Consider the following 19,300-nt stretch of genomic DNA (forward strand, 5'->3'; position numbering starts at 1 on the left):
TCATGGCCGCACCAGAGGTGAATGCCGTTGCCCAAGAGCAGGATCCGGCCGTTCTGAACGCGCTGGTCCAGCTGTTCGGGCCCGACGGCCGCTCGGACCCCTACACTCCGGCGCGCGTGCTGCGCGACGCCGGGCCCATCCATCAGACCCCGCTCGGGCATCATGTGCTCACCCGGTACGAGGACTGCGCCGCGGTGTTGTCCACCACCGCGTGGAGTCACGCCGAAGAGGCCGGGATGATGCATCCGACCGTGAAACCCGAGGACGCTCCCGAGGAACTGCCCACCTCGTTCCTGTGGATGGAGCCGCCGGACCACACTCGGCTGCGCAACCTGGTCACCAAGGGGTTCACCCCGCGCACGGTGGCGCGGTTGCGGCCGCGCATCGAGCAGCTCGCCGAGGAACTGGTCGACAACGCCTTGGCGGCAGGCGAATTCGATCTGGTCGAGACCATCGCCTATCCGCTGCCGCTGATCATCGCCTGCGAACTCATCGGCGTGCCCGAGGAAGCCTACGCACAGGTGCACCAGTGGTCGCAGGACCTGGCTCGTGGCTTCGACCACGACTACACGCTGCCCGAGGAATCGCTGCGGGCGCGCAGCGTCGCGTCGCGCGGGTTCATGGGGTACTTCCGGGACCTGCTCAATCAGCGACGCGTGCACCCGCGCGACGACCTGCTCAGCGCGCTCTCGCAGGTCGAGGATCGCGGCGATGTGCTCACCGAGCAGGAATTGCTCGCCACCTGCATCACCACCTTCGTCGCCGGGCACGAGACCACCGCCAACCTGATCGGCACCGGCATGCTGCGGCTGCTGCGCGCCCCCGACCAGATCCAGGCCCTGCGCGACCGACCCGAACTCACCGCGTCCGCACCCGACGAACTGCTGCGCCTGGAGCCCTCGGTGCAGATCACCACCCGCGCCGCGACGCGACCGATCACCGTGGCCGGCCACGACTTCGAGCCCGGCGAGGGCGTGGTGGTCCTGATCAACTCCGCCAACCACGACGAACGCGCCTTCCCCGACCCCGACCGCACCGACGTCGCCCGCTACTCCGATCCGATGCGCCCCGCCAAAAAGCACCTCGGCTTCAGCCTCGGCATCCACTACTGCCTGGGCGCACCCCTGGCCCTGCTCGAAATGGAGATCCTGCTCGACGTCCTCCTCCGCAAAGTAGCCGTCATGGACCTCCTTTCGAACAACCCGCCCTTCAAACCGAACGTGGTGATCCGCGGCCTCGAATCCCTGCGCGTAGCCTTCCAGCCCGCCTGACCCGGGCGAGGGCAGCGTGCGTGATGTCAGGAGCGTCTGTTGCGGCTGCGTCGTCCTGGGGCGGGGATTCCGTCGGTGCGGGAGGGTTTGGTGAGGGAGAGTTCGGTGGGGGAGAAGGCGAGGACGTCGTCGGTGCCGGCGGGGCGGACGCGGAGGTAGTCGGGTTCGGTGGGGTCGGCGAGGGCTACCACGCGCCCGGAGTGGCCCTCGGTCATGCCCACCGCGTCGGCGGTGAACCAGACGCGAGGCGGCCGGCCGACCGCCAGTTGCGCGGCGATGCGCTGGATCTCTGTGTCCGACAATGAGGTCGACTTGGCGGGGCGGGTCGACATGGTGGCTCCTGGGGCACGAAACGACGGTCACCGCCGAGCATGCCGAAGCAGCACGAAATATGCACCCCGAGGTGGTGGGATTGGGGCACTTGGTTATTGAGGTGTTGCCAAGTTGCGCCTCGGATCCTCGAAATGTCTGCTGCGCGAAGCAGAACTCACCGTGTCGATACTCCCGGACCGGCCCGGCGCGCAGGCAGACCCAAGAAGCTTGGGCTGGTGTGGGATTGAAACGGGGGTTATCCAAAGAAATACCCCTGATCTTGCTTCGGCGTGCGCCGTGATGCGATTGGCCTCAGGGGGATGGGAGTGGTTGTGCGGGTGCTCGGCCCTTGGTCGGAATCGGTGGACGTCGCCGCGGAGGGGGGCGGTAAGGCGCGGGGGTTGTACGCGCTGGGGGCCTGGGGGGTCCGGGTGCCGGAGTGGGTGGTGCTAGGGACAGGGGTGTTCGAGGAATTCGTGAGGGCGGCGGGGCTGCAGGCGCGACTGGGGGAATTCGTCGCGGCCGGGGAGGTCGAGGTGGCGGTGGGGCTGGCGGCGGAGTTGCGCGGTGCGCTGGGGGTGGCCGAGGTGCCGGCGGGGGTGCGGGGGTTGATCGGGGAGGCGTGGGAGCGGGTGGGGGCGGAGGCGGTCGCGGTGCGGTCGTCGATGTCGGCGGAGGACGGGGCGGAGCGTTCCTTCGCGGGACAGTTCGACAGTCATCTGAACGTGCGCGGGCTGGAGGCGACCGTGGCGCGGGTGCGCGACTGCTGGGCCTCGGCGTTTTCCGAGCGGGCGGTGCGATACGCGTTCGCGCACGGTGTTTCTCGCACCTTCGCACCGGCGGTGGTGTTGCAGCGATCGATCGCCGCGCGATCCAGTGGTGTGATCTTCACTCGCAATCCGATGACCGGCGCGGCCGACGAGCTGGTTCTCAGCGCCGTGTACGGGCTGGGGGAGGGGCTGGTGTCCGGTGCGGTGGACGCCGACTCGCTGATCATCGACAAGCAGACCGGCGCCCTGCTGGATATCACGGTGGGGGACAAGGATGTTCGGATCGAACCAGGCGACGGCCAGGGTAGTGGACCGGTGCCGGTTCACGACGATCTGCGATCCGCCCGCGTGCTGTCCGACGCCGAGGTCGCCGAGCTGACCGAGCTCGCCCGCCGGATCGACACCGCCGCGGGCACGCCCCAGGACATCGAATGGGCCATCGACGAGACCGGCGTGTGGCTGTTGCAGACGCGCCCGATCACGGCCACCGCGACCGCCCCGTCGGTGGAACTGCGCGGCGCGGGCGAGCAGGTGGGCGCGCACGAACAGCGAATCTGGGACAACTCCAACATCATCGAGAGTTTCAGCGGCATCACCTCGCCGTTGACGTTCACCACCGCCGCCGACATCTACGGCCGGGTGTACCGCGGGTACGCCGCGTCGCTGCGGGTGCCGCCGCGGCAGCTCCGCCAGACCGACGCGTGGACGCCGGTGCTGCTGGGCACCTTCCACGGCCGCGTCTACTACAACCTGCTGCACTGGTATCGGATGGTGGGCATCGCCCCCGGGTATCCGCTCAACCGCCGGGTGCTCGAGGCGGCGCTGGGCGTCGCCGAACCGCTGCCGGCGGAGATCGCGAAAACCTTGCGGCCCTTCGAATTCGACAGCCCGCTCGCGCGGCTGCGGTCGCGGGCGGTGACCACCGCCGTCTACGCGCGCCGGCTGTCGGGCATCGACGCCATGATGGCGGAGTTCACCGCCGAGTTCTATCGGGTCTACGACGAATACGACACCCTGGACTACCGGTCGCTCACCGGCGAAGAGGCCTACCGCGCCTACCGCACCGTGGACCGCGACCTGGTGGAGCGCTGGGGCCCGCTCATGGTGCTCGACGCCATCCTGCTGACCACCACCGGCCTGATGTTCCTGCTGACCAAGCTGCTGCTGCCCAAGGCGCCGGAATGGTTCCTGTACGCGGTGGTCGGGCCCGGCGCGGACGTCGAGTCCGCGGAGCCGGCGCGCGCCATGACCGAGCTGGCCCGGCTCGTGCACGCCGATCCCGAGCTGAAGCGGATCGTCGACTCGACCGAGCCGGAAAAAGTGCACGAGACGCTGCGCGACGGCGGCCACGCCGAATTCCTCGCAGCCGTGGACGATTACCTCGACCGCTACGGCTACCGCAGTCTCGACGAACTGAAACTGGAAACGCCCGACCTGCGCGAGAATCCGGCGAACCTGTTCGTCATGCTGCGCAGCGCGGTCGGCCGCGTCGGGGACACGGTGACCGCGAACCGGGCCGACGAAGCCGACGCCTACCTCGACGCGCACCTGGGCCACGGGGTGCGGCGGCGGGTGTACGAACGCCTGCGCGCCAAGGTGAATCGCTGTGCCGCGCACCGCGAACGCCTGCGCTTCTGCCGCACCCGCGCCTTCGGCATGGTCAAGCGCATGATCCGGGTCATGGGCCGCGATCTGGTGGCCCGCGACGTCCTCGACGAGTTCGACGACGTGTTCCAGCTGACCGTGCACGAGCTGCGCGGCTGCTACGAAGGCGCGGACACCGCGACGCTGCGCGCCACGGTCGCGGGGCGAAAGGCCCTGCGCGCCAAAGCCTCCACGCTCGTCGCACCGGCGCGATTCCGCACCGTCGGACCACGGCTGAGCAATGTCGAACTGGCAGAACAGGGCTGGGTGCCGATCACCGCGGCCGACGCCGCCACCCCCGGTACGGTGCTGGCCGGAACCCCTTCCGCCGCAGGCATAGTGGAAGGCGCGGCCGTCATCGTGGACGAGCCGCGTGATGTCGCGGGCGGCATCCTGGTCGCCTACCGCACCGATCCGGGCTGGGTGGCGGCGCTGCCGTCGGCGTCGGCGCTGATCATCGAGCGCGGCAGCCCGCTCACCCACGTCGCCATCGTGGCCCGCGAACTGGGCGTGCCGACGGTGGTGCAGATTCCGGAGGTCACCCGCCGCCTGCGCACCGGCATGCGCCTGCGCGTCGACGGGGCGGCCGGCACCGTCACCGTGCTTCCCGAAGGAGAGACCCTGTGAACGACGCCCCCGACGCCACGGCCATCGTGCGGCGCTGGCTGCTCGAGCCGTCCGCCGACACCGGCATCCACCTCGCCGACGAGGCCGACGGCTGGGAGTTCCGCAGCTACCGCGAACTGGCCGACCAGGTCTGGGCCATCGCCGCGGCGCTGCGCGCGAACGGACTGGGCAGCGGCGACGGCGCGTGCGTCATCATGCCCACCGGATTCCCGTGCGCGGCCGCGTTCTACGCGGTGTGGGCGTGCGGCGGGGTGTTCACCCCGGTCGCGCCGCCCATGTTCGGCGATCTCGAGCAGATCGTCGCCCACATCGCGGGCATCCTCGAACAGGCCGCGCCCCGGGTGGTGGTCACCTCCCCGGAGTTCGAGACCTTCGTGCGCGCCGCCGCCACCGCGGCCGGGCGACCCGACGAACCGCTGGTGATCGACGCCGCCGCCCTGCCCGCCGCCCCCGCGGCACGGGAGTTGGCGCCGGCCTCGGAAGTGGCGCTGCTGCAATTCACCTCGGGTTCCTCCGGCGCGCCGCGCGGCGTGCGGGTGAGCTGGCCCAATCTGGCCAACAACATCGACATGATCTCGCGGCTCATCGACTGGCGCGACGGCGAGACCATGGTGTCGTGGCTGCCGCTCTACCACGATATGGGCCTGGTCGGCGCGTTCCTGACCGGCGTCACCAATCAGGCGCGGCTGTATCTGATGCGGCCCGACCAGTTCGTGCGCGACCCGATTCGCTGGCTGCGGGCCATGACTCACGCGCAGCATTCGCCCTCCCCGTCCTTCGCGCTGGGTTATGTGGCGCATCGGGTCCGGCCCGAGCAGATCGCCGATCTGGACCTGTCGGGCTGGCGCACCCTGGCCATCGGCTCCGAACCGGTCGAGGTCGCCGACCTGCAAGCCTTCGCGAAACTGACCGGGCCGCAAGGCTTCTCGATGGGCGCGTTCACCCTCGCCTACGGGCTGGCCGAGGCGACGCTCATGGTGACCTCCTCGCCGACCCGCCGCCCGATCACCGCGCTGCGGCTGGACAACCCGAATCTGCGCTTCGGACAGCGGGTTCCGGTCCTCGAGGAAGCCGTTCTCGACGACACCCACCGGGTCGACGGCGCGGGCTGGATCACCGGACTGGGGTTCTCGACTCCCGAGAGCACGGTCACCGTCGTCGACGACGAGGGCCGCGAACTGCCCGACGGGGTGCTCGGCGAAATGGTCGTCACCGGCGATTCGATCGCGCTCGGCTACTCCGGCCCCCCGTCGACCGGCTCCTCGACGCGCATCGAGCACGGCAGGCTGTACTCGGGCGATGCCGGATTCCTCTACCGCGGTGAGGTTTTCGTGCTGGGCCGGATGGGCACCAGCATCAAGGTGCGGGGCCGGTCGGTGTTCATGGAGGACATCGAATCCCGCATCGCCCAGGAAACCGGCCTCACCAAGGGCAAACTCGCCGCCGTCGGCATCGCCGAGGCGGGCGTGCAAGGCGTCGCCCTCTTCGCCGAAACCGCGCCCGGTGACTGGATGCCGCAGGCCCGCGCGATCCTGCGCGGCCTGCTCGGGCCCGCCCAGCTCGCCCACCTGGTCACCGGGCCTCGGGGCCTGATCCGCCGCACCTCGAGCGGTAAACCCCGCCGCCGCCACATGTGGCAGCTGTTGAAGGACGGGGAGTTGCCAGGCGCCGTGCTCCACGAGGAGCCGGACGAGATAGGCGCAATGCGGCCACCCGCGGAGGACGAGGAGCGGACTGCGTCGAAGGCTGCGGCCCTGGGCGATCAGGCAACCCCTGGCGGCGGTGCACAGTCGTCCGGGCCCGCTTCTACTCCGGGTCTGCCGCCGGATCGGTTGCGGCAGCTGCTGGATGGGGCGCTGCGTACGGTCGCGGTGCCGGAGGACGCGGCGGTGCTGTTCGAAGGCTCGCTCGCCGAGGGGTTCGGCAACGCGGGCTCGGATATCGATTTCCTGGTGGTCGCCCCGGGCGCCGACGAACTGCCCACCCTGCCGACGGTTTTGTTCCTCGACGGCCGCCGGGTGGAGGTGCGCACCCGGTCGGTCGCGCAGCTGCGCCGGCAACTCGAGCGGGTGACGACGGACCCGGACGAGGACACGCTCAACCGCTGTCAGCGTTTCCTGCGGGCCACTGTGGTGCGGGCCGGCGCGGTCGATCTCGAGGCGCTGCGCGAGCTGGTCGATCACACCACCTTCGCCGGTATCGTGGCGGACTGGTGGGCCGCACGCGCTCGGCATGCTTTGCGATACGCGATGGCGTTGCGAGCCTTCGGAACTCACGCCGAGGCGGACGCCTGGGCGCAGGACGGGCTGCGGCAGGCGATGAAGGCCTGGCTCGCTCGGCGTGGCGAGACCTACCTCGAAACCAAATGGCTGCCACAGCAATTGGCTCGGGTCGGCGACCACGAGCTGATCGACCGCTACCGGTCGGTGCGGGATTCGGCCCCGGAGGCCGACCGGCGTCGAGAATCGGACCAGGCCACCGTGCGTCTGGCGGCCGATCTCGGCGTCGACGGCGTCAGCGACGACCCGGACGCGGTGATCTTCACCCGGCGGCCCGGTGTCACGACCTGGCCACTGGGCGGGCGACTGCACGTCTTGCGGTCGGACAGCGAGGTGTTCGCTCTGTCCGACGCGGGCGCGCGGGCGTGGCGGTCGGTGGTGTTCCGGCAGTCCATCGGCGCGGTGCTGGCGCGGGCCCCGCACGATATCGGGCCGGCGCTGGCCGAATTCGTGCGGCTGGGATTCGTCGGACTGCAGTGGCGCGGCGGTGAGGTGCTGGAGCCCGCGCTGGCCATGTGCAAGCCGGTGCCGGCGTATACGCCGGTCGCCTCGGCGTCGACGCCGGCCCTCGGGCTCACCGGTGCGCGAAGTGAGTCCGGGCCCGAAGCGGTGAGCACCGCCTCCGAAGCAACCGGTGCGATCGCCACCCTGTCGGCGCTGCCCGCCGCCCGGTTCATCGGGTGCGGGCTGAACCTGGTGTGGTCGAATGTGGTGCTGGAGAACGCTCGCGAGGATCTCGTCGGGGCCATCAAGGACGCGCAAGGCGAGGTCGCCGATATCGCGGCGCATCGGCTGATCGCGATGAGCGTGCGAGTACTGTTGAGCGCCTACGGGATTCATCCGCTGCCCGCGGACGTGGACTCGCTCGGCACCGTCGCACGCTTGTTGCCCACGCACGATCCGCGGCGCGGCGAATTGATCGCCGTGCTGGAATCCGCCGGCCGCGTACGGCTCTCGGCGACCCTGCGCGACGGCGGCGATCCGCTCGCCGATCTCGCCGTCCTCGATGCCGTGGTCACCGCGGTCCGCGGGGTGGCCGCCGATCCGGGGTCGCGGTTCCCCGCCTCCTTCGACTCCCGCGAGCAATGGCAGCGCACCCTCACCCTCGGGTACGACTGGCTGCGGCTGGCCGGCTACCTCGATGCCGCGCTGCCGCTGGACGAGGCCCGCGACCTGCTGGCCAGCGGCGGCCAGCAACCCCACCTGCGAGAGAGCGAGCAGTCATGACCATCGACAACGCTGTGGCGGCGGCGAACTCGAAGCACCGCCCGGCACCCCCGGACCGACCGGCCGACGCGATCGCCACCGGCGAACAGGTGGCCGACCGCGTCCGGCAGATCGTCGCGGCCATGGCGCCGCGCCCGGTCACGCCCCTCGAGGCCGACCTGCGCCTGATCGACGACCTCGGCTACGACTCGCTGCGGCTCATGGAACTGACCGTGGTGCTCGAACGCAGCTTCGCGCTGCCGCGCTACCGCCCCGAGCAGCTGCTGGGCGTGCTGCGGGTCGGGCAGGTCGTCGACCTGATCACCCGAACGTTGGCGGGCGCATGAGCGATCGTGACATGGTGCTGCTGACCGGTGCGAGCGGACTGGTCGGCGCGGAGGTCGCCGCCCGGCTCACCGCGGCCGGGCGCGGCGTAGCCGCTGTGCTGCACAGCAATTCGCGCATCCGGCGCAACGACGGCACCGCCTACGAACCCGACCTGCGGGTGAGCGGCGATATCCGGCAACCGGGCCTGGGCATCGACGCCGAGACGGCGGCCGGGCTCGCCGGCCGGGTCGGGATGATCGTGCACTGCGCGGCCACCACCGCGTTCGACGCCGCACCCGAGACCTACGAGGAGCTCAACGTCACCGGGGCGAGCCACGCGATCGCACTGGCGCTCGCCTGGGATGTGCCCCTGGTGCACGTGAGCACCGCGTACGTGTGCGGGCTGCGGCACGGCGTCATCGGCGAGGACGAGCTGGACGTCGGGCAGTCGTTCGGAAACGGTTACGAGCACAGCAAACTGCGCGCCGAGCAGCTGGTGCGGGCCGCGGGGGAACGCGGCCTGCGATGGGCCGTCGTGCGGCCCGGCATCGTCACCGGCGCGCTCGCCGACGGGGCGATCCGCGAGTACAAGAACCTCTACACCGTGGTGAAACTCATGGTCGAGGGCAAATTGCGCACCCTGCCCGGACGCTACGACGCCACCCTCGCACTGGCCCCGGTCGACCATGTCGCCGACGTCGTCGTCGCCGCCGCGGTCGCCGGCTTCGACACCGTGGCCGGATCGACCCTGCACGCCGTGGGCCACGACACCCTGTCGCTGCGTGAGGTTTCCGACGTTCTCGCCGAATACCCGTCCTTCGAGGTGGCGACGTTCGTGCCCGAATCCACCTTCCGGGCAGACGATCTCGACGCCATCGAACGCGAGTACTACCTGCGCATCGGAACGCTCTACACCAGCTATTTCCAGCGCCGCCTGAGCTTCGACACCGGCGCCGCCGACCGGCTGCTGGATCGGCTGCCGCCGCGCACCGGGAAGGACTATCTGCGGCTGCTGCTGGATCACTGCCTGGAATCGGGGTACCTGGGCGCGCCCCTGCCGTCCATCGAGGAAACGTTGGCGCGCACCGCCATCGACACGACGGAGGCCCGCGCATGACCGAGGAACTGGGCGCCCTGCTGGCCCGACTGACCCCGTCCAAGGCGAAGGTCGACGCCTACCTGGCCGACACCTACCTGCTCGAGACCGTCGACCAGGCGAACCGGCTCGGCATCGACGCCGCCGAGTTCGCCTGCGCGCATTCGCTGCTGCTGCTCAAACCCGATGCCATCGTCGCCCGCGCGGTCGAACCGACCCTGACCTGGCTGTCGGACAACGACTTCCAGGTCGTCGACGCCCGGCGCGTGGTCGTGGACCGGCACGTGGCGCGCGCCCTGTGGTACTTCGCCTGGAATATCGCCTCCCCCGAACGCCGCCGCCTCGCCGACCTGCTGGTCGGCATCTCGGACGTGCTGGTGCTGGTGGTGCGCGGACCCGTCGGCGAGCTGCCGACCGCCGTGCGGCTCGCGGAGGCCAAGGGCGCCACCGATCCCCGCAAACGTCGCCCCGGCGAGCTGCGCTACCTGCTGGGCCGCCACAACTACCTGCTCAATCTGGTGCACTCGCCCGACGACCCGGCCGATGTGCTGCGCGAACTGGCCATCTACTTCGACGAGCCGACGCGAGCCGACGTGTTCGCGCACGCGCGGCAAGCCCGCGACCGCAGTGCGGAGGCCGCCGCCCTGGGCCGTGAGCTGTACGCCGAAACCCCCGCCCGCAGTTTCGCGCCCGCCGAGGCCGTCGCGCGGCTGTGCGCCGATCTCGGCTCGGCGGCAACGGAATCCCTGGACCACCGCACCTCCACGACCGATCCGGGCTCCGATGCCGCCGCGGCCGCCCTGCTCGCGGCGGCCTGGGCGTCCGGTCGTGAACTCGACCCGTGGTCGCAGATCGTGCTGGGCTCCTACGTCCTACCCATGCGCACCGGGACCGGATCGCAGACGCTGCGGCCCGTGGGCGCGACCGAATGGCTGGAGGCAAGACCGTGACCACCACACAGCCCCTGCGCACCACCCGGACCCGCACTGCCGACGCCCCCGCCCGGCCCGGCGTACGCGCCAGCCACATCCGGACGGTGCCGCGCGCGCTCGCTCACCGGCACGCGGTCGCCGAGGTGTTCGTCACCTCGCTGGAGGCCGAGGCCGCCGACAGTTTCGTGGTCGGGGCCCAATTGCCGCGCATGCACGGACATTACGGCGATCACGCCGGTGCGCTGGCCGCCCACCACGACCTGATCGCGGTCATGGAGGCCGCGCGGCAGGCGTCCATCGCGGTCACCCACGAGTTCTACGGGGTGCCCACCGAGATGGCGTTTCTGGTCCGCACCTTCAACGGCACCGGAATCGACAGCGCCGCCTGGGAAATCGGTTCCGCGCCCGCCGACCTGGAACTGCGGGTGCGAGCGCTGCGCGCTCACCATCGCGGGGAGCACCTCGAAGGCCTCGATCTGGTGCTCGACATCTCCTGCGACGGTGTCGCCATGGGCACCGTCGACGGGTCGTTCTCGTGGGTGAATCCGCGGCAGTGGGCCGCGATCCGCACCGGATACCGTAAACACCTGGGGCTGGGGCCGTTCGAGACGCCCGCCTCCGCCGGACCACGCGCCGCGGCGGCCCAGGTGGGGCGCGAGAACCCCCGCAATGTGGTGATCGGCGTGCCGGAGGCCACCACCCGGCGGGCCCGGGCCGCGGTCATCGCCGACACCACCCACCCGATTCTGTTCGACCATCAGCTCGACCACGTGCCCGGCAACCTCCTCATCGAGGCGTGCCGGCAGACCGCGCTCACCACCATGGGCGGCCGTTTGCCCCGATTGATCAGTGTGACAAGCGCTTTCGATCAGTTCGTGGAACTGGACCTGCCGACCGTGTGCGTCGCCGAACGCAGCGAATCCGGTGTCGACGCCACCGTGGTGCATTGCGAGATCCGGCAGGCCGGCGCGATCGCGGCGCGCATCGACCTCGAATTCGCGGCGGCGGCACCGGAAGAGGACGGAGGCCGATGAACACCGAGTTGTTGACCGGCACCCGCGCGGCCCGCAAGCGTCTCGACCTGACGCGGCCGGTGGACGCGGGCGAGATCCGCGCGTGCCTGGACATCGCCGTGCACGCGCCCAGCGGATCCAACCGGCAGCCGTGGCGGTTCGTCGTGGTGCGAGACACCGAACTCAAGGCGCGGATCGGCGAGTACTACCGAAAGGGCTTCGCCGCCAACCTTTCCGGCCGCACCCCGCGACCCGATCAACTCGCCGATCTGTCGTCGGGGCAGTATCTGGCCGACCACCTCGCCGAGGTGCCCGCGCTGATCGTGGTCTGTTCGCTGGGTCGAGTGCCCGAGCAGGCGTCCGCGCTGCGGCTGGCCAGCTTCTACGGGTCGATCTACCCGATGGTGTGGAATCTCCAATTGGCTTTGCGGGCACGGGGACTCGGCTCCACGCTGACCACCGCGCACCTCGCCTACGAACGGGAGGTCGCGGAGTTGCTCGGCATTCCGTTCGACGAGGTCACCCAGGTGGCCATGCTGCCGGTCGCGCACCTGCGACCCGGCGCCGAGGGGCCCGTCCGTCGCACGCCCGCCGCGGAGTTGACCGGATGGGACGGGTGGGAGCTGCCGTCGGGCGAGGAGAACCGGCCGCAATGACCGATCTCGCCGAAAACCCGGTCCGCGCCGGAGTTCTCACCTCCCTCGGCCGCATCGCGCGGTTCACCAGGGTGATGTACAAGCCGCACTATCTGCTGTACGGCATCCTGTGGGTGTTCGCGCTCGAAGGCAGCGCCGCGCTGCTGACCCAGCCCGGCACCGGCTGGTCACCCACCGGCGCGACCGCCGCCCGCATCGCGGCCGTGGCTATCGTGCTGCTGTACCTGCGCATGGTCGACGAGCAGAAGGACCTCGCCTACGACCGCGTCCACAACCCGGACCGCCCGTTGGTCACCGGTGCGGTGAGCGCCCTCGAATTGCGTGGCGCCATGGCGGTGATCGCGCTCGTCGCGATCGCGGGCAGTCTGGCGCTGTCCGTGCGATCGGCGCTCGCGATCGCGGCCGTGCTGGCCTACGGGCTGGTGCTGTGGGGACTGGAACAGCTGTCGGCGACCGTCCGGACCAATATCCTGCTGAATCTGCTCGTCACCTATCCGGTGCAATTGCTGGTGACGTTGTATGTGGTGGTCTCGGCCATCGATACGGGCCAGGCTGCCGCGCACGGGAAGGCGGCGTGGCTGGCGGTCGTCTTCGCCGGCGCGTTCCTGCAGTTCGAGTTCGCGCGGAAGACCTCGCGGAGCGCACGGCCGGGCGAGATGTACTACTCGAATGCGCTGGGCCCCAACGGGTGCGCGGTGGCGTCGGTGTTGTTCGCCGTAGCCGCGGTGGTCTGCGAGATCATCGTCATGGCGCCTTGGGAGCGGCTGGGAGCGACTGAGGTTCTCGGGTGGATTCCGGTGGCCTTGACGCTCGTGCCGGTCTTCGGCGCTGTCCGTTTTCTGCGTTCCGGCGACGACGAGTATCCGATCCTGCCCGCCGTCCTGTTCATCCTCGCGCTGTATCTCACTCTCATCGCCCAGGCGGTTGTCGCGACCCACGGCTGACACGCCCGCGGAATCTCAGCGATAGGACAGGCGGCGGAAAGAGACACCCGCGCAAGCGAATCCGAGCGCAGCCAGCGCTACACACCAGCCCACTGCGGCCAGAGCACGATCGGGGCCGGTGGCGTCGAGGAGACTGCGGATCGTGTCGACGACCGGTGTCGCGGGCTGATGCTCGGCGATCGGACGCAACCACGCGGGCATGGTGTGGGTCGGCACGAACGCCGAACTGACATAGGGGATGAAGGTGATGGCGTAGGTGAGCCCGCCGGCGGCCTCGGGATTGCTGGCGGCCATGCCCAGCGCGACCGCGATCGCGGTGATGGCGACGACGAAGAGCGCGACCATCCCGGCTGCCGCCAGCCAGCCCAGCGGACCCGACACCGGCCGATAACCCAGCGCCACCGCCACACCCACCGCGATGGCGATGGCGGCCAGGGTGCGCGCGACACCCTCGGTGAGATGTCCCGCCGCCAGCGCCTGCCGGAACATCGGCAGCGTCCGGAAACGGTCGACACTGCCCCTGGTCATATCGGTGCAGACGCTGGTCGCGGTGATCGACGCGCCGAAACCGGTGCACAGCAGCATGATTCCGGGAATCACATAGTTCAGGTACGGGCCGCCCACCTCGATCGCGCCACCGAACACATAGGTGAACAACAGCATCACCAGGATCGGCATGGTCAAGGAGATGACCAGGGTGTCGGTGCTGCGCAGGGTGCGGCGGGCACACCGGCGGAACATGACCAGGGTGTCGGGCACCATGTAGCGGACGGGGGCGGTCACCGGACGGCGGCCTCGATCAGGTCGGCGGCGTGCTCGGCGGTGCCGGAGGTGCGCAACGTGCGCGCGAAAGCCCTTACGCGCCTGCGACTGTCGGCATCGAGCAAGGGGCGCAGCGCCGTCTCGAGCCGCTCGGCCGTCAGCGTGGTGAACGGCAGATGCGCGCCCACGCCGAGCTTTTCGACCTGACCACCCCACATGGGCTGCTCGAACGACACCGAGCACACCACTGTCGGCAGACCCGCGCGCAGACTCTCGAACAGGGTGCCGATGCCGCCGTGGTGCACGGCCGCGGCGCAGTGCGGGAAGATGCGATCATAGGCGAAATCGGTGCGCACCAGCTTGATTCGATCGGCGGTCACGGTGGACGCGACATCCAGGTCGCTCCAGCCCGCATGCACCAGGGCCCGGATGCCCAGCCGCGCCGAGACCCGCTCCACCATGGCGAACACGGCGGCGGCATCGCGGATCGGCATGGAACCGAAACCGAAGAACACCGGCGGGTCGCCGGATTCGATCCAGGCCAGCAGCTCGTCGTGGCTGCCCGACAGCTCACCGACCGCCGTGCGGGTGGCCTCGTCGAGGGTCAGGAAACCGGTGAAGGGGCGGCGTGAATCCCACTGCTCGGCCAGGCCCGGAACCAAAGCGGGATCATAGATCTGGATCTCGGGCACCCGCGCCCGCGCCAATGCCGCCGCCGGACTGGCATAGGACTTCGGCAGGCCGAGCATGCCGCGCAGTTGATTGAGATAGCGCAGGAACACCACCCGGCGCAGATTCTCCGCCAGCAGCCAGGTCGCCCGATTCACCGGGGCGGGCGGATTCCACTGTGCCGGAAGCAAACCCGGGAACGGGTAGGCGCTGTTCATGCGGCACGGATAATAGTGCAGGCTCACCAGCGGCACGCCCATGGCCTCGGCGATCGAGGACGCGCGATCCTCGGTGACCGTGCTGGCCACGATCAGCTCCGCCTTCGCGCACACCTCGATCACCTCACGGTTCATCCGCTCGGCGTACTCGGCCATCTGCTTGCCCACCAACTGCATCAGCCGCAGCGTATTGCCCGCCGCCAGCGCGCGCTGACCCTCCTCGGAGCTGTAGAGCTGCTGCACATCCGGTCCGCAGGGCTGCGCGGGTAGTCCTGCGGCGGTGACGAAGTCGACCAGATTCGGCGGCGCGCCCAACAGCACCTGGTGACCGCGCCGCTGCAGCTCGACACCCAAACCCACGATCGGGTGGACATCGCCGCGGGTTCCGGTCAGCGGTATCGCGATGCGCATGCGGCCTCTTTCGATACAGGTGGTGGGAACCCTCGACACTGGAGGCCGCGACGGCTCCCGTCCAGACGCAGGAAATGTGGGCATTTCACAGCGGTGCGCCGGGGACTAGGGTTCCGCTGATGCACATTGCGATGTTCGTGGATTACCACCCGGCCTCGCTCGGCGGGGTGCAGACGGCCGTCACCGCGCTACGCCGCGGGCTCGAAGCCGCCGGACATCGCGTCACCCTGTTCACCGCACCCGACCCGGACGCCGCGGCCGGCCCGGACGCCGCACCCGGCCAGGGCGCCGCACCGAACCCCCGCGCCGCAACCGACCCGGGCATGGGAGTAGGCCCGGGCACCGCGACCGACCTGGACATTGGAGTCGGCCCGGGCGCCGCGACCGGTAAGGATGTCGCTGCCGATCCGGATATCGTTGCTCTACATGCGCTTTCGATTCCGGCTGTGAACGGGTTCGCCGTGGTCGCGCCGACGCGGCGCAATGCGGCGCTCATCGATGCCGAGTTCGCCGCGCGGGGTCCCATCGACATCGTGCACACGCACAGCACCTACGGTGTCGCCATCGCGGGCATGAAAGCGGCTCGGCGGCACAGTATTCCGCTGGTACACACGGCGCAGAGTCGGGACGACGCGTTCATCGAGCACACCTCGCCCGCGCCCTATCCCACCGCGCTGGCCTTGCGGCTGCTGCACGGCCGGTTCGTGCCGCACGCGCACCAGATGCCGCATCGGGCGGCGGAATCCGCGGCGGCCCGGCACGCCTGGTGGACCATCAGCGGCCAGGCGCAGGCCGCGGATCAGGTGATCGCGCCGACCCGGCACTTCGCGGATCTGCTGCTCGCGCACGGCGTGACCCGGCCGCTCACCGTCGTGTCCAACGGGGTGGACGACGCACTGGTGGACGGCCGGACCGCGGTCGCACCGAGCGCGGACGGGCCGTTGCGGCTGGTGTGGTGCGGGCGACTGTCGGGGGAGAAGCGGCTGCTGGAATCCCTCGAGGCCGTGCGGCGCACCGACCACTGCGAACTCGACATCTACGGCGACGGCGAACTGCGCGGCGCGGCCCTCGGGCGGATCGTGGAGCGGCGGCTCGGCGACCGAATCCGCCTGCACGGCAGGGTCTCCCAAGCCGAGTGCCTCGACGCCATGGCCGCCGCCGACGCCCTGCTGTTCCCCTCCGACGGCTTCGACACCCAGGGCATGGTGCTGCTCGAGGCGACCGCGGTCGGCCTGCCGGTGGTGTACTGCGATCCCGCGCTGGCGGAATCGGTCGGGGCGGGCGTGCGCGCCGCCGACGCCTCTGTGGAGGCGCTCGCCGACACCCTCGCCAAGCTGGCGGCCGACCGTTCGGTGCTGGCGGACCTTCGCGCCACCCTGGCGGGCCGAACCGATTCCGTGCGCCAATCCCGGCAGATCGCAGCGGTTCTGGAGGTCTACCAGCACGCCGTCGCCGCGACGGAACGAGCCGTGGCCGGCGCGCCGCATGCGATGCCGCGTACGTTGGCCGAGATTCCCACCGCGCCCGGCCGGGTGCCCGTCCTGGGCCACAGCCTGCGCGCCCTCACCGACGCACCCGGATTCGTCACCTCGCTGCCCGCCCTCGGACCGATCGTGCGGGTGCACTTCGGCCGCCAGACCGGGTACGTGCTGACCACGCCGGATCTGCTGCGCGAGGTCAATCTCGGCGACGCCGAATTCGAGCGCGAGGATTTGCGGGAGGCCATCGCCGATATCGCGGGCGGCGCGGTCAATGTGCTGCGCGGCCCCGAACATCGATTGCGCCGCCGCATGATCTCACCCGCGCTGCGTCAGAGCCGCCTGGCCGAATACGCCGAAGCCGCCGCCGATATCGCCAATGCGTGGGCCGCGGGCCTGCCGGCGGGCACCCGGGTGAACCTCATGGACGAGGCGCACGGCCTGGTGCTCGACACCGTGTCGGCGACCCTGTTCACCGCCGAATTCGGCGACAGCGCGCGCCGCGAGATCCGTGACAGCGTGCCGTGGCTGCTGAGTCAGGTCATCGTGCGCACCGCACTGCCGCCGCAACTGCGCCGGTTGCGCCTCGTCGCGAATTACCGGTGGCGCAGCAAGTCTCGGCGGCTGCGCGCGGAGGTCGGGGCGGTAGTCAGCGAATACCGCAGGCGCGACGAGGATTTCAACGATGTGGTGTCGGCGCTCATCCGGCACACCGACAGCGAGACCGGGGCGCGGCTGTCGGACGATCACATCATCGACGAAGCCATTCTCATGCTCGCCGGCGGTGTCGGCTCCATGGCGTCGCTCACCGGATGGCTGTGGCACGAAGTGAGTTTGCGCCCCGATATCGCCGAAAAGCTTTACGCCGAACTGGATTTCGTGGTCGGCGGCGGCGAGGTGCGCCCCGCACACCTGAGCGCGATGCCCTACCTCAAACAGGTGGTGTCGGAGACCATCCGATTCTGGGGCCCGTGGATCAGCGCCGCCAATGCCAGCGCCGACCTGCCCATCGGCGACATCACCATTCCCGCCGGTTCCGCGATCATGTTCAGCCCGTACCTGGTTCAGCACGATCCGCGCTGGTTCAGCCGCCCGGAGACCTTCGACCCGGACCGCTGGTCGCCCGAGAACGCCGCCGACACCGCCAAGAAGGCGATGATCTCCTTCGGCGTCGGCCGCCGCCGCTGCCTCGGCGACCACTTCGCCATGCTGGAAATCGCCCTCGCCTCGGCGGCCCTGCTCTCGCGCTGGCGCATCACCCCCGACCCCCGCCACCGCGTCCGCGCCTCCAACCGTGACTTCGTCCTTTCCCCCAACGCACTTCCCGCCCGCCTACTCCCGCGTTGATCCGTCGAGTGGCACACCAGCGAGGGGATTTGTCCGAAATGGCCGCGCTGGTGTGCCACTGAACGTGGTCAGAGTTGGACGGGGAGAGAGGTCAGGCCGCGGATGAGGGTGCTGGCGTGGTAGGAGAGGGTGTCGGCGGCGGGGGATAGGCGGAGGGTGGGGAAGCGGGACAGCAATGCCGTGAACGCGGTGTGGGCTTCGAGGCGGGCCAGGGGGGCGCCGACGCAGAAGTGGATGCCGTGGCCGAAAGCGACGTGGCCGCTGGCGTCGCGATCGGGGTCGAGGGTGTCCGCGCCGGGGTAGCGGTCGGGGTCGCGGTTCGCGGAAGCCAAAGCGATGTAGACGAATTCGTTCGCCGGGATGACGGTGTTCGCGATCGTGACCGGTTCGGCCGTGTACCGCAGGGTCGACATGTTCACCGGGCCGTCGAAGCGCAGGAACTCCTCCACCGCGTCCGGAATCGCCTCCGGATGCTTGCGCAGCGACTCCAGGCGGGCGGGGTCGCGCAGCAGGGCGAGGGTGCCGTTGGCGATGAGGTTGACCGTCGTGTCGTGACCGGCGACCAGCAGCAGGAACGCCATGCCCACCAATTCCGGATCGGTGAGGGCGTCGCCGTCGTCGGCGGGGACGGTGAGGGCCGAGAGCAGATCGGCGGCGGGCTGTTCGCGTTTCGCGGCGACCAGCCCGGACAGGTAGTCGGCCATTTCGGCGGCGGCGCGGCGATTGTTCTCGTCGTCGCCGTTCGCGACGCCGACGATCACGCGGGTCCAGCGCTGGAAGTCCGCGCGGTCCTCGAACGGGACGCCGAGCAGTTCGCAGATGACCGTGATCGGCAGCGGTTCGGCGAAATCGTGCAGCAGATCGAACTCGGTCCGGTCGGCCAATGCGTCGAGCAGGGCGGCGGTGATCTCCTCGATGCGCGGGCGCATCGCCGCCACCCGTCGTGGAGTGAAAGCCTTGGTCACCAGCTTGCGCAGGCGCGTGTGCTGAGGCGGATCGGTATTGAGCATATTCGACAGCAGCGCCAGGCGGGTGCCGTCGCCGACCGGCAGGTCGCGCTTCTCGTGCAGCAGGGCGTCGGCGTGCACGGCGTCCTTGCGCAGGCGCGGATCATTGAGGGCCGCACGGCATTCGGCGTAACTCAGGATCACGTAGCGCACGACGCCGTCGGGGAATCGCACCCGCCGCACCGGGCCCACTTCCCGCCAGCGGCGATAATGCGCGTGCGGGTCGGCGAAGAACTCCGCGTCCAGGGTCTCGATGCGGTCGGGGGCTTCCAGATCGGCCATGACTCGACGCTAACGGGTCGAGATGGAGAAGGAAACCAGCTGTGATGCA

13 protein-coding genes and 2 pseudogenes are annotated in these 19,300 nt (G+C 70.1%); 11 read left to right on the forward strand and 4 right to left on the reverse strand.

The window, feature by feature from the left end; translation table 11 throughout:
- Positions 1 to 2: 2 nt before the first annotated feature.
- Entirely contained in the window at positions 3 to 1,271 is a 1,269-nt protein-coding gene (locus tag D7D52_RS08065) for a cytochrome P450 (RefSeq protein ID WP_120735752.1), read from the forward strand.
- A gap of 26 nt (positions 1,272 to 1,297) precedes the next feature.
- On the opposite strand, the gene D7D52_RS37635 is transcribed toward D7D52_RS08065, so the two are convergent.
- Positions 1,298 to 1,603: a hypothetical protein gene (locus tag D7D52_RS37635; protein ID WP_162958209.1), complete on the reverse strand. Its 306-nt coding sequence runs from the start codon at positions 1,601 to 1,603 to the stop codon at positions 1,298 to 1,300.
- Between the two features lie 300 nt (positions 1,604 to 1,903).
- Here D7D52_RS37635 and D7D52_RS08075 point away from each other — a divergent pair, with 300 nt between their 5' ends.
- The 8 genes from D7D52_RS08075 to D7D52_RS08110 are packed head-to-tail and all read left to right on the forward strand — an operon-like array spanning position 1,904 to position 13,077.
- The gene (locus tag D7D52_RS08075; RefSeq protein WP_120735753.1) at positions 1,904 to 4,624 is read left to right on the forward strand and encodes a phosphoenolpyruvate synthase; all 2,721 of its coding nucleotides are present in this window, start codon (positions 1,904 to 1,906) and stop codon (positions 4,622 to 4,624) included.
- Positions 4,621 to 8,130, forward strand: a complete 3,510-nt coding sequence (locus tag D7D52_RS08080) for an AMP-binding protein (RefSeq protein ID WP_120735754.1) — start codon at positions 4,621 to 4,623, stop codon at positions 8,128 to 8,130. The genes D7D52_RS08075 and D7D52_RS08080 overlap by 4 nt, the downstream gene beginning before the upstream one ends.
- Entirely contained in the window at positions 8,127 to 8,456 is a 330-nt protein-coding gene (locus D7D52_RS08085) for an acyl carrier protein (RefSeq protein WP_120735755.1), read from the forward strand. The genes D7D52_RS08080 and D7D52_RS08085 overlap by 4 nt, the downstream gene beginning before the upstream one ends.
- A complete protein-coding gene (locus tag D7D52_RS08090; protein ID WP_120735756.1) occupies positions 8,453 to 9,553 on the forward strand; it encodes an SDR family oxidoreductase in 1,101 nt (366 codons plus the stop codon). The genes D7D52_RS08085 and D7D52_RS08090 overlap by 4 nt, the downstream gene beginning before the upstream one ends.
- A complete protein-coding gene (locus D7D52_RS08095; RefSeq protein WP_120735757.1) occupies positions 9,550 to 10,482 on the forward strand; it encodes a nucleoside-diphosphate kinase in 933 nt (310 codons plus the stop codon). Before D7D52_RS08090 ends, D7D52_RS08095 begins: the two co-directional genes overlap by 4 nt.
- Positions 10,479 to 11,498, forward strand: a complete 1,020-nt coding sequence (locus D7D52_RS08100) for a ScbA/BarX family gamma-butyrolactone biosynthesis protein (RefSeq protein ID WP_246023688.1) — start codon at positions 10,479 to 10,481, stop codon at positions 11,496 to 11,498. The genes D7D52_RS08095 and D7D52_RS08100 overlap by 4 nt, the downstream gene beginning before the upstream one ends.
- Entirely contained in the window at positions 11,495 to 12,133 is a 639-nt protein-coding gene (locus D7D52_RS08105; RefSeq protein WP_120735759.1) for a nitroreductase family protein, read from the forward strand. Before D7D52_RS08100 ends, D7D52_RS08105 begins: the two co-directional genes overlap by 4 nt.
- Entirely contained in the window at positions 12,130 to 13,077 is a 948-nt protein-coding gene (locus tag D7D52_RS08110; RefSeq protein WP_120735760.1) for a UbiA prenyltransferase family protein, read from the forward strand. Before D7D52_RS08105 ends, D7D52_RS08110 begins: the two co-directional genes overlap by 4 nt.
- A 15-nt stretch (positions 13,078 to 13,092) precedes the next feature.
- Here the strand turns inward: D7D52_RS08110 and D7D52_RS08115 are convergent, their stop codons facing one another.
- Both D7D52_RS08115 and D7D52_RS08120 read right to left on the reverse strand, forming a co-directional pair.
- Complete coding sequence (locus D7D52_RS08115) at positions 13,093 to 13,860, reverse strand: ABC transporter permease (protein WP_246023689.1); 768 nt, start codon at positions 13,858 to 13,860, stop codon at positions 13,093 to 13,095.
- Entirely contained in the window at positions 13,857 to 15,137 is a 1,281-nt protein-coding gene (locus D7D52_RS08120; protein ID WP_120735761.1) for a glycosyltransferase, read from the reverse strand. The genes D7D52_RS08115 and D7D52_RS08120 overlap by 4 nt, the downstream gene beginning before the upstream one ends.
- Before the next feature lie 119 nt (positions 15,138 to 15,256).
- On the opposite strand from D7D52_RS08120, the pseudogene D7D52_RS40110 reads away from it, so the two are divergent.
- Together D7D52_RS40110 and D7D52_RS40115 are read left to right on the forward strand one after the other, a co-directional pair.
- Positions 15,257 to 16,585 (forward strand): annotated as a pseudogene (locus D7D52_RS40110) (glycosyltransferase); the annotation flags it as partial.
- Between the two features lie 93 nt (positions 16,586 to 16,678).
- A pseudogene (locus tag D7D52_RS40115) lies at positions 16,679 to 17,962 on the forward strand (cytochrome P450); the annotation flags it as partial.
- Between the two features lie 68 nt (positions 17,963 to 18,030).
- Here D7D52_RS40115 and D7D52_RS08130 read toward each other — a convergent pair.
- A complete protein-coding gene (locus D7D52_RS08130) occupies positions 18,031 to 19,251 on the reverse strand; it encodes a cytochrome P450 family protein (RefSeq protein ID WP_120735763.1) in 1,221 nt (406 codons plus the stop codon).
- Between the last annotated feature and the right edge of the window lie 49 nt (positions 19,252 to 19,300).

The organism is Nocardia yunnanensis (genome assembly GCF_003626895.1).
Taxonomy (GTDB): Bacteria; Actinomycetota; Actinomycetes; order Mycobacteriales; family Mycobacteriaceae; genus Nocardia; species Nocardia yunnanensis.

Bases quoted from the DNA above. Each gene is read 5' to 3' on its own strand.
- D7D52_RS08090 (WP_120735756.1), top strand. From the start codon at position 8,453: ATGAGCGATCGTGACATGGTGCTGCTGACCGGTGCGAGCGGACTGGTC.
- D7D52_RS08095 (WP_120735757.1), top strand. From the start codon at position 9,550: ATGACCGAGGAACTGGGCGCCCTGCTGGCCCGACTGACCCCGTCCAAG.
- D7D52_RS08085 (WP_120735755.1), top strand. From the start codon at position 8,127: ATGACCATCGACAACGCTGTGGCGGCGGCGAACTCGAAGCACCGCCCG.
- D7D52_RS08110 (WP_120735760.1), top strand. From the start codon at position 12,130: ATGACCGATCTCGCCGAAAACCCGGTCCGCGCCGGAGTTCTCACCTCC.
- D7D52_RS08075 (WP_120735753.1), top strand. From the start codon at position 1,904: ATGGGAGTGGTTGTGCGGGTGCTCGGCCCTTGGTCGGAATCGGTGGAC.
- D7D52_RS08120 (WP_120735761.1), bottom strand. From the start codon at position 15,137: ATGCGCATCGCGATACCGCTGACCGGAACCCGCGGCGATGTCCACCCG.
- D7D52_RS08130 (WP_120735763.1), bottom strand. From the start codon at position 19,251: ATGGCCGATCTGGAAGCCCCCGACCGCATCGAGACCCTGGACGCGGAG.
- D7D52_RS08105 (WP_120735759.1), top strand. From the start codon at position 11,495: ATGAACACCGAGTTGTTGACCGGCACCCGCGCGGCCCGCAAGCGTCTC.
- D7D52_RS37635 (WP_162958209.1), bottom strand. From the start codon at position 1,603: ATGTCGACCCGCCCCGCCAAGTCGACCTCATTGTCGGACACAGAGATC.
- D7D52_RS08065 (WP_120735752.1), top strand. From the start codon at position 3: ATGGCCGCACCAGAGGTGAATGCCGTTGCCCAAGAGCAGGATCCGGCC.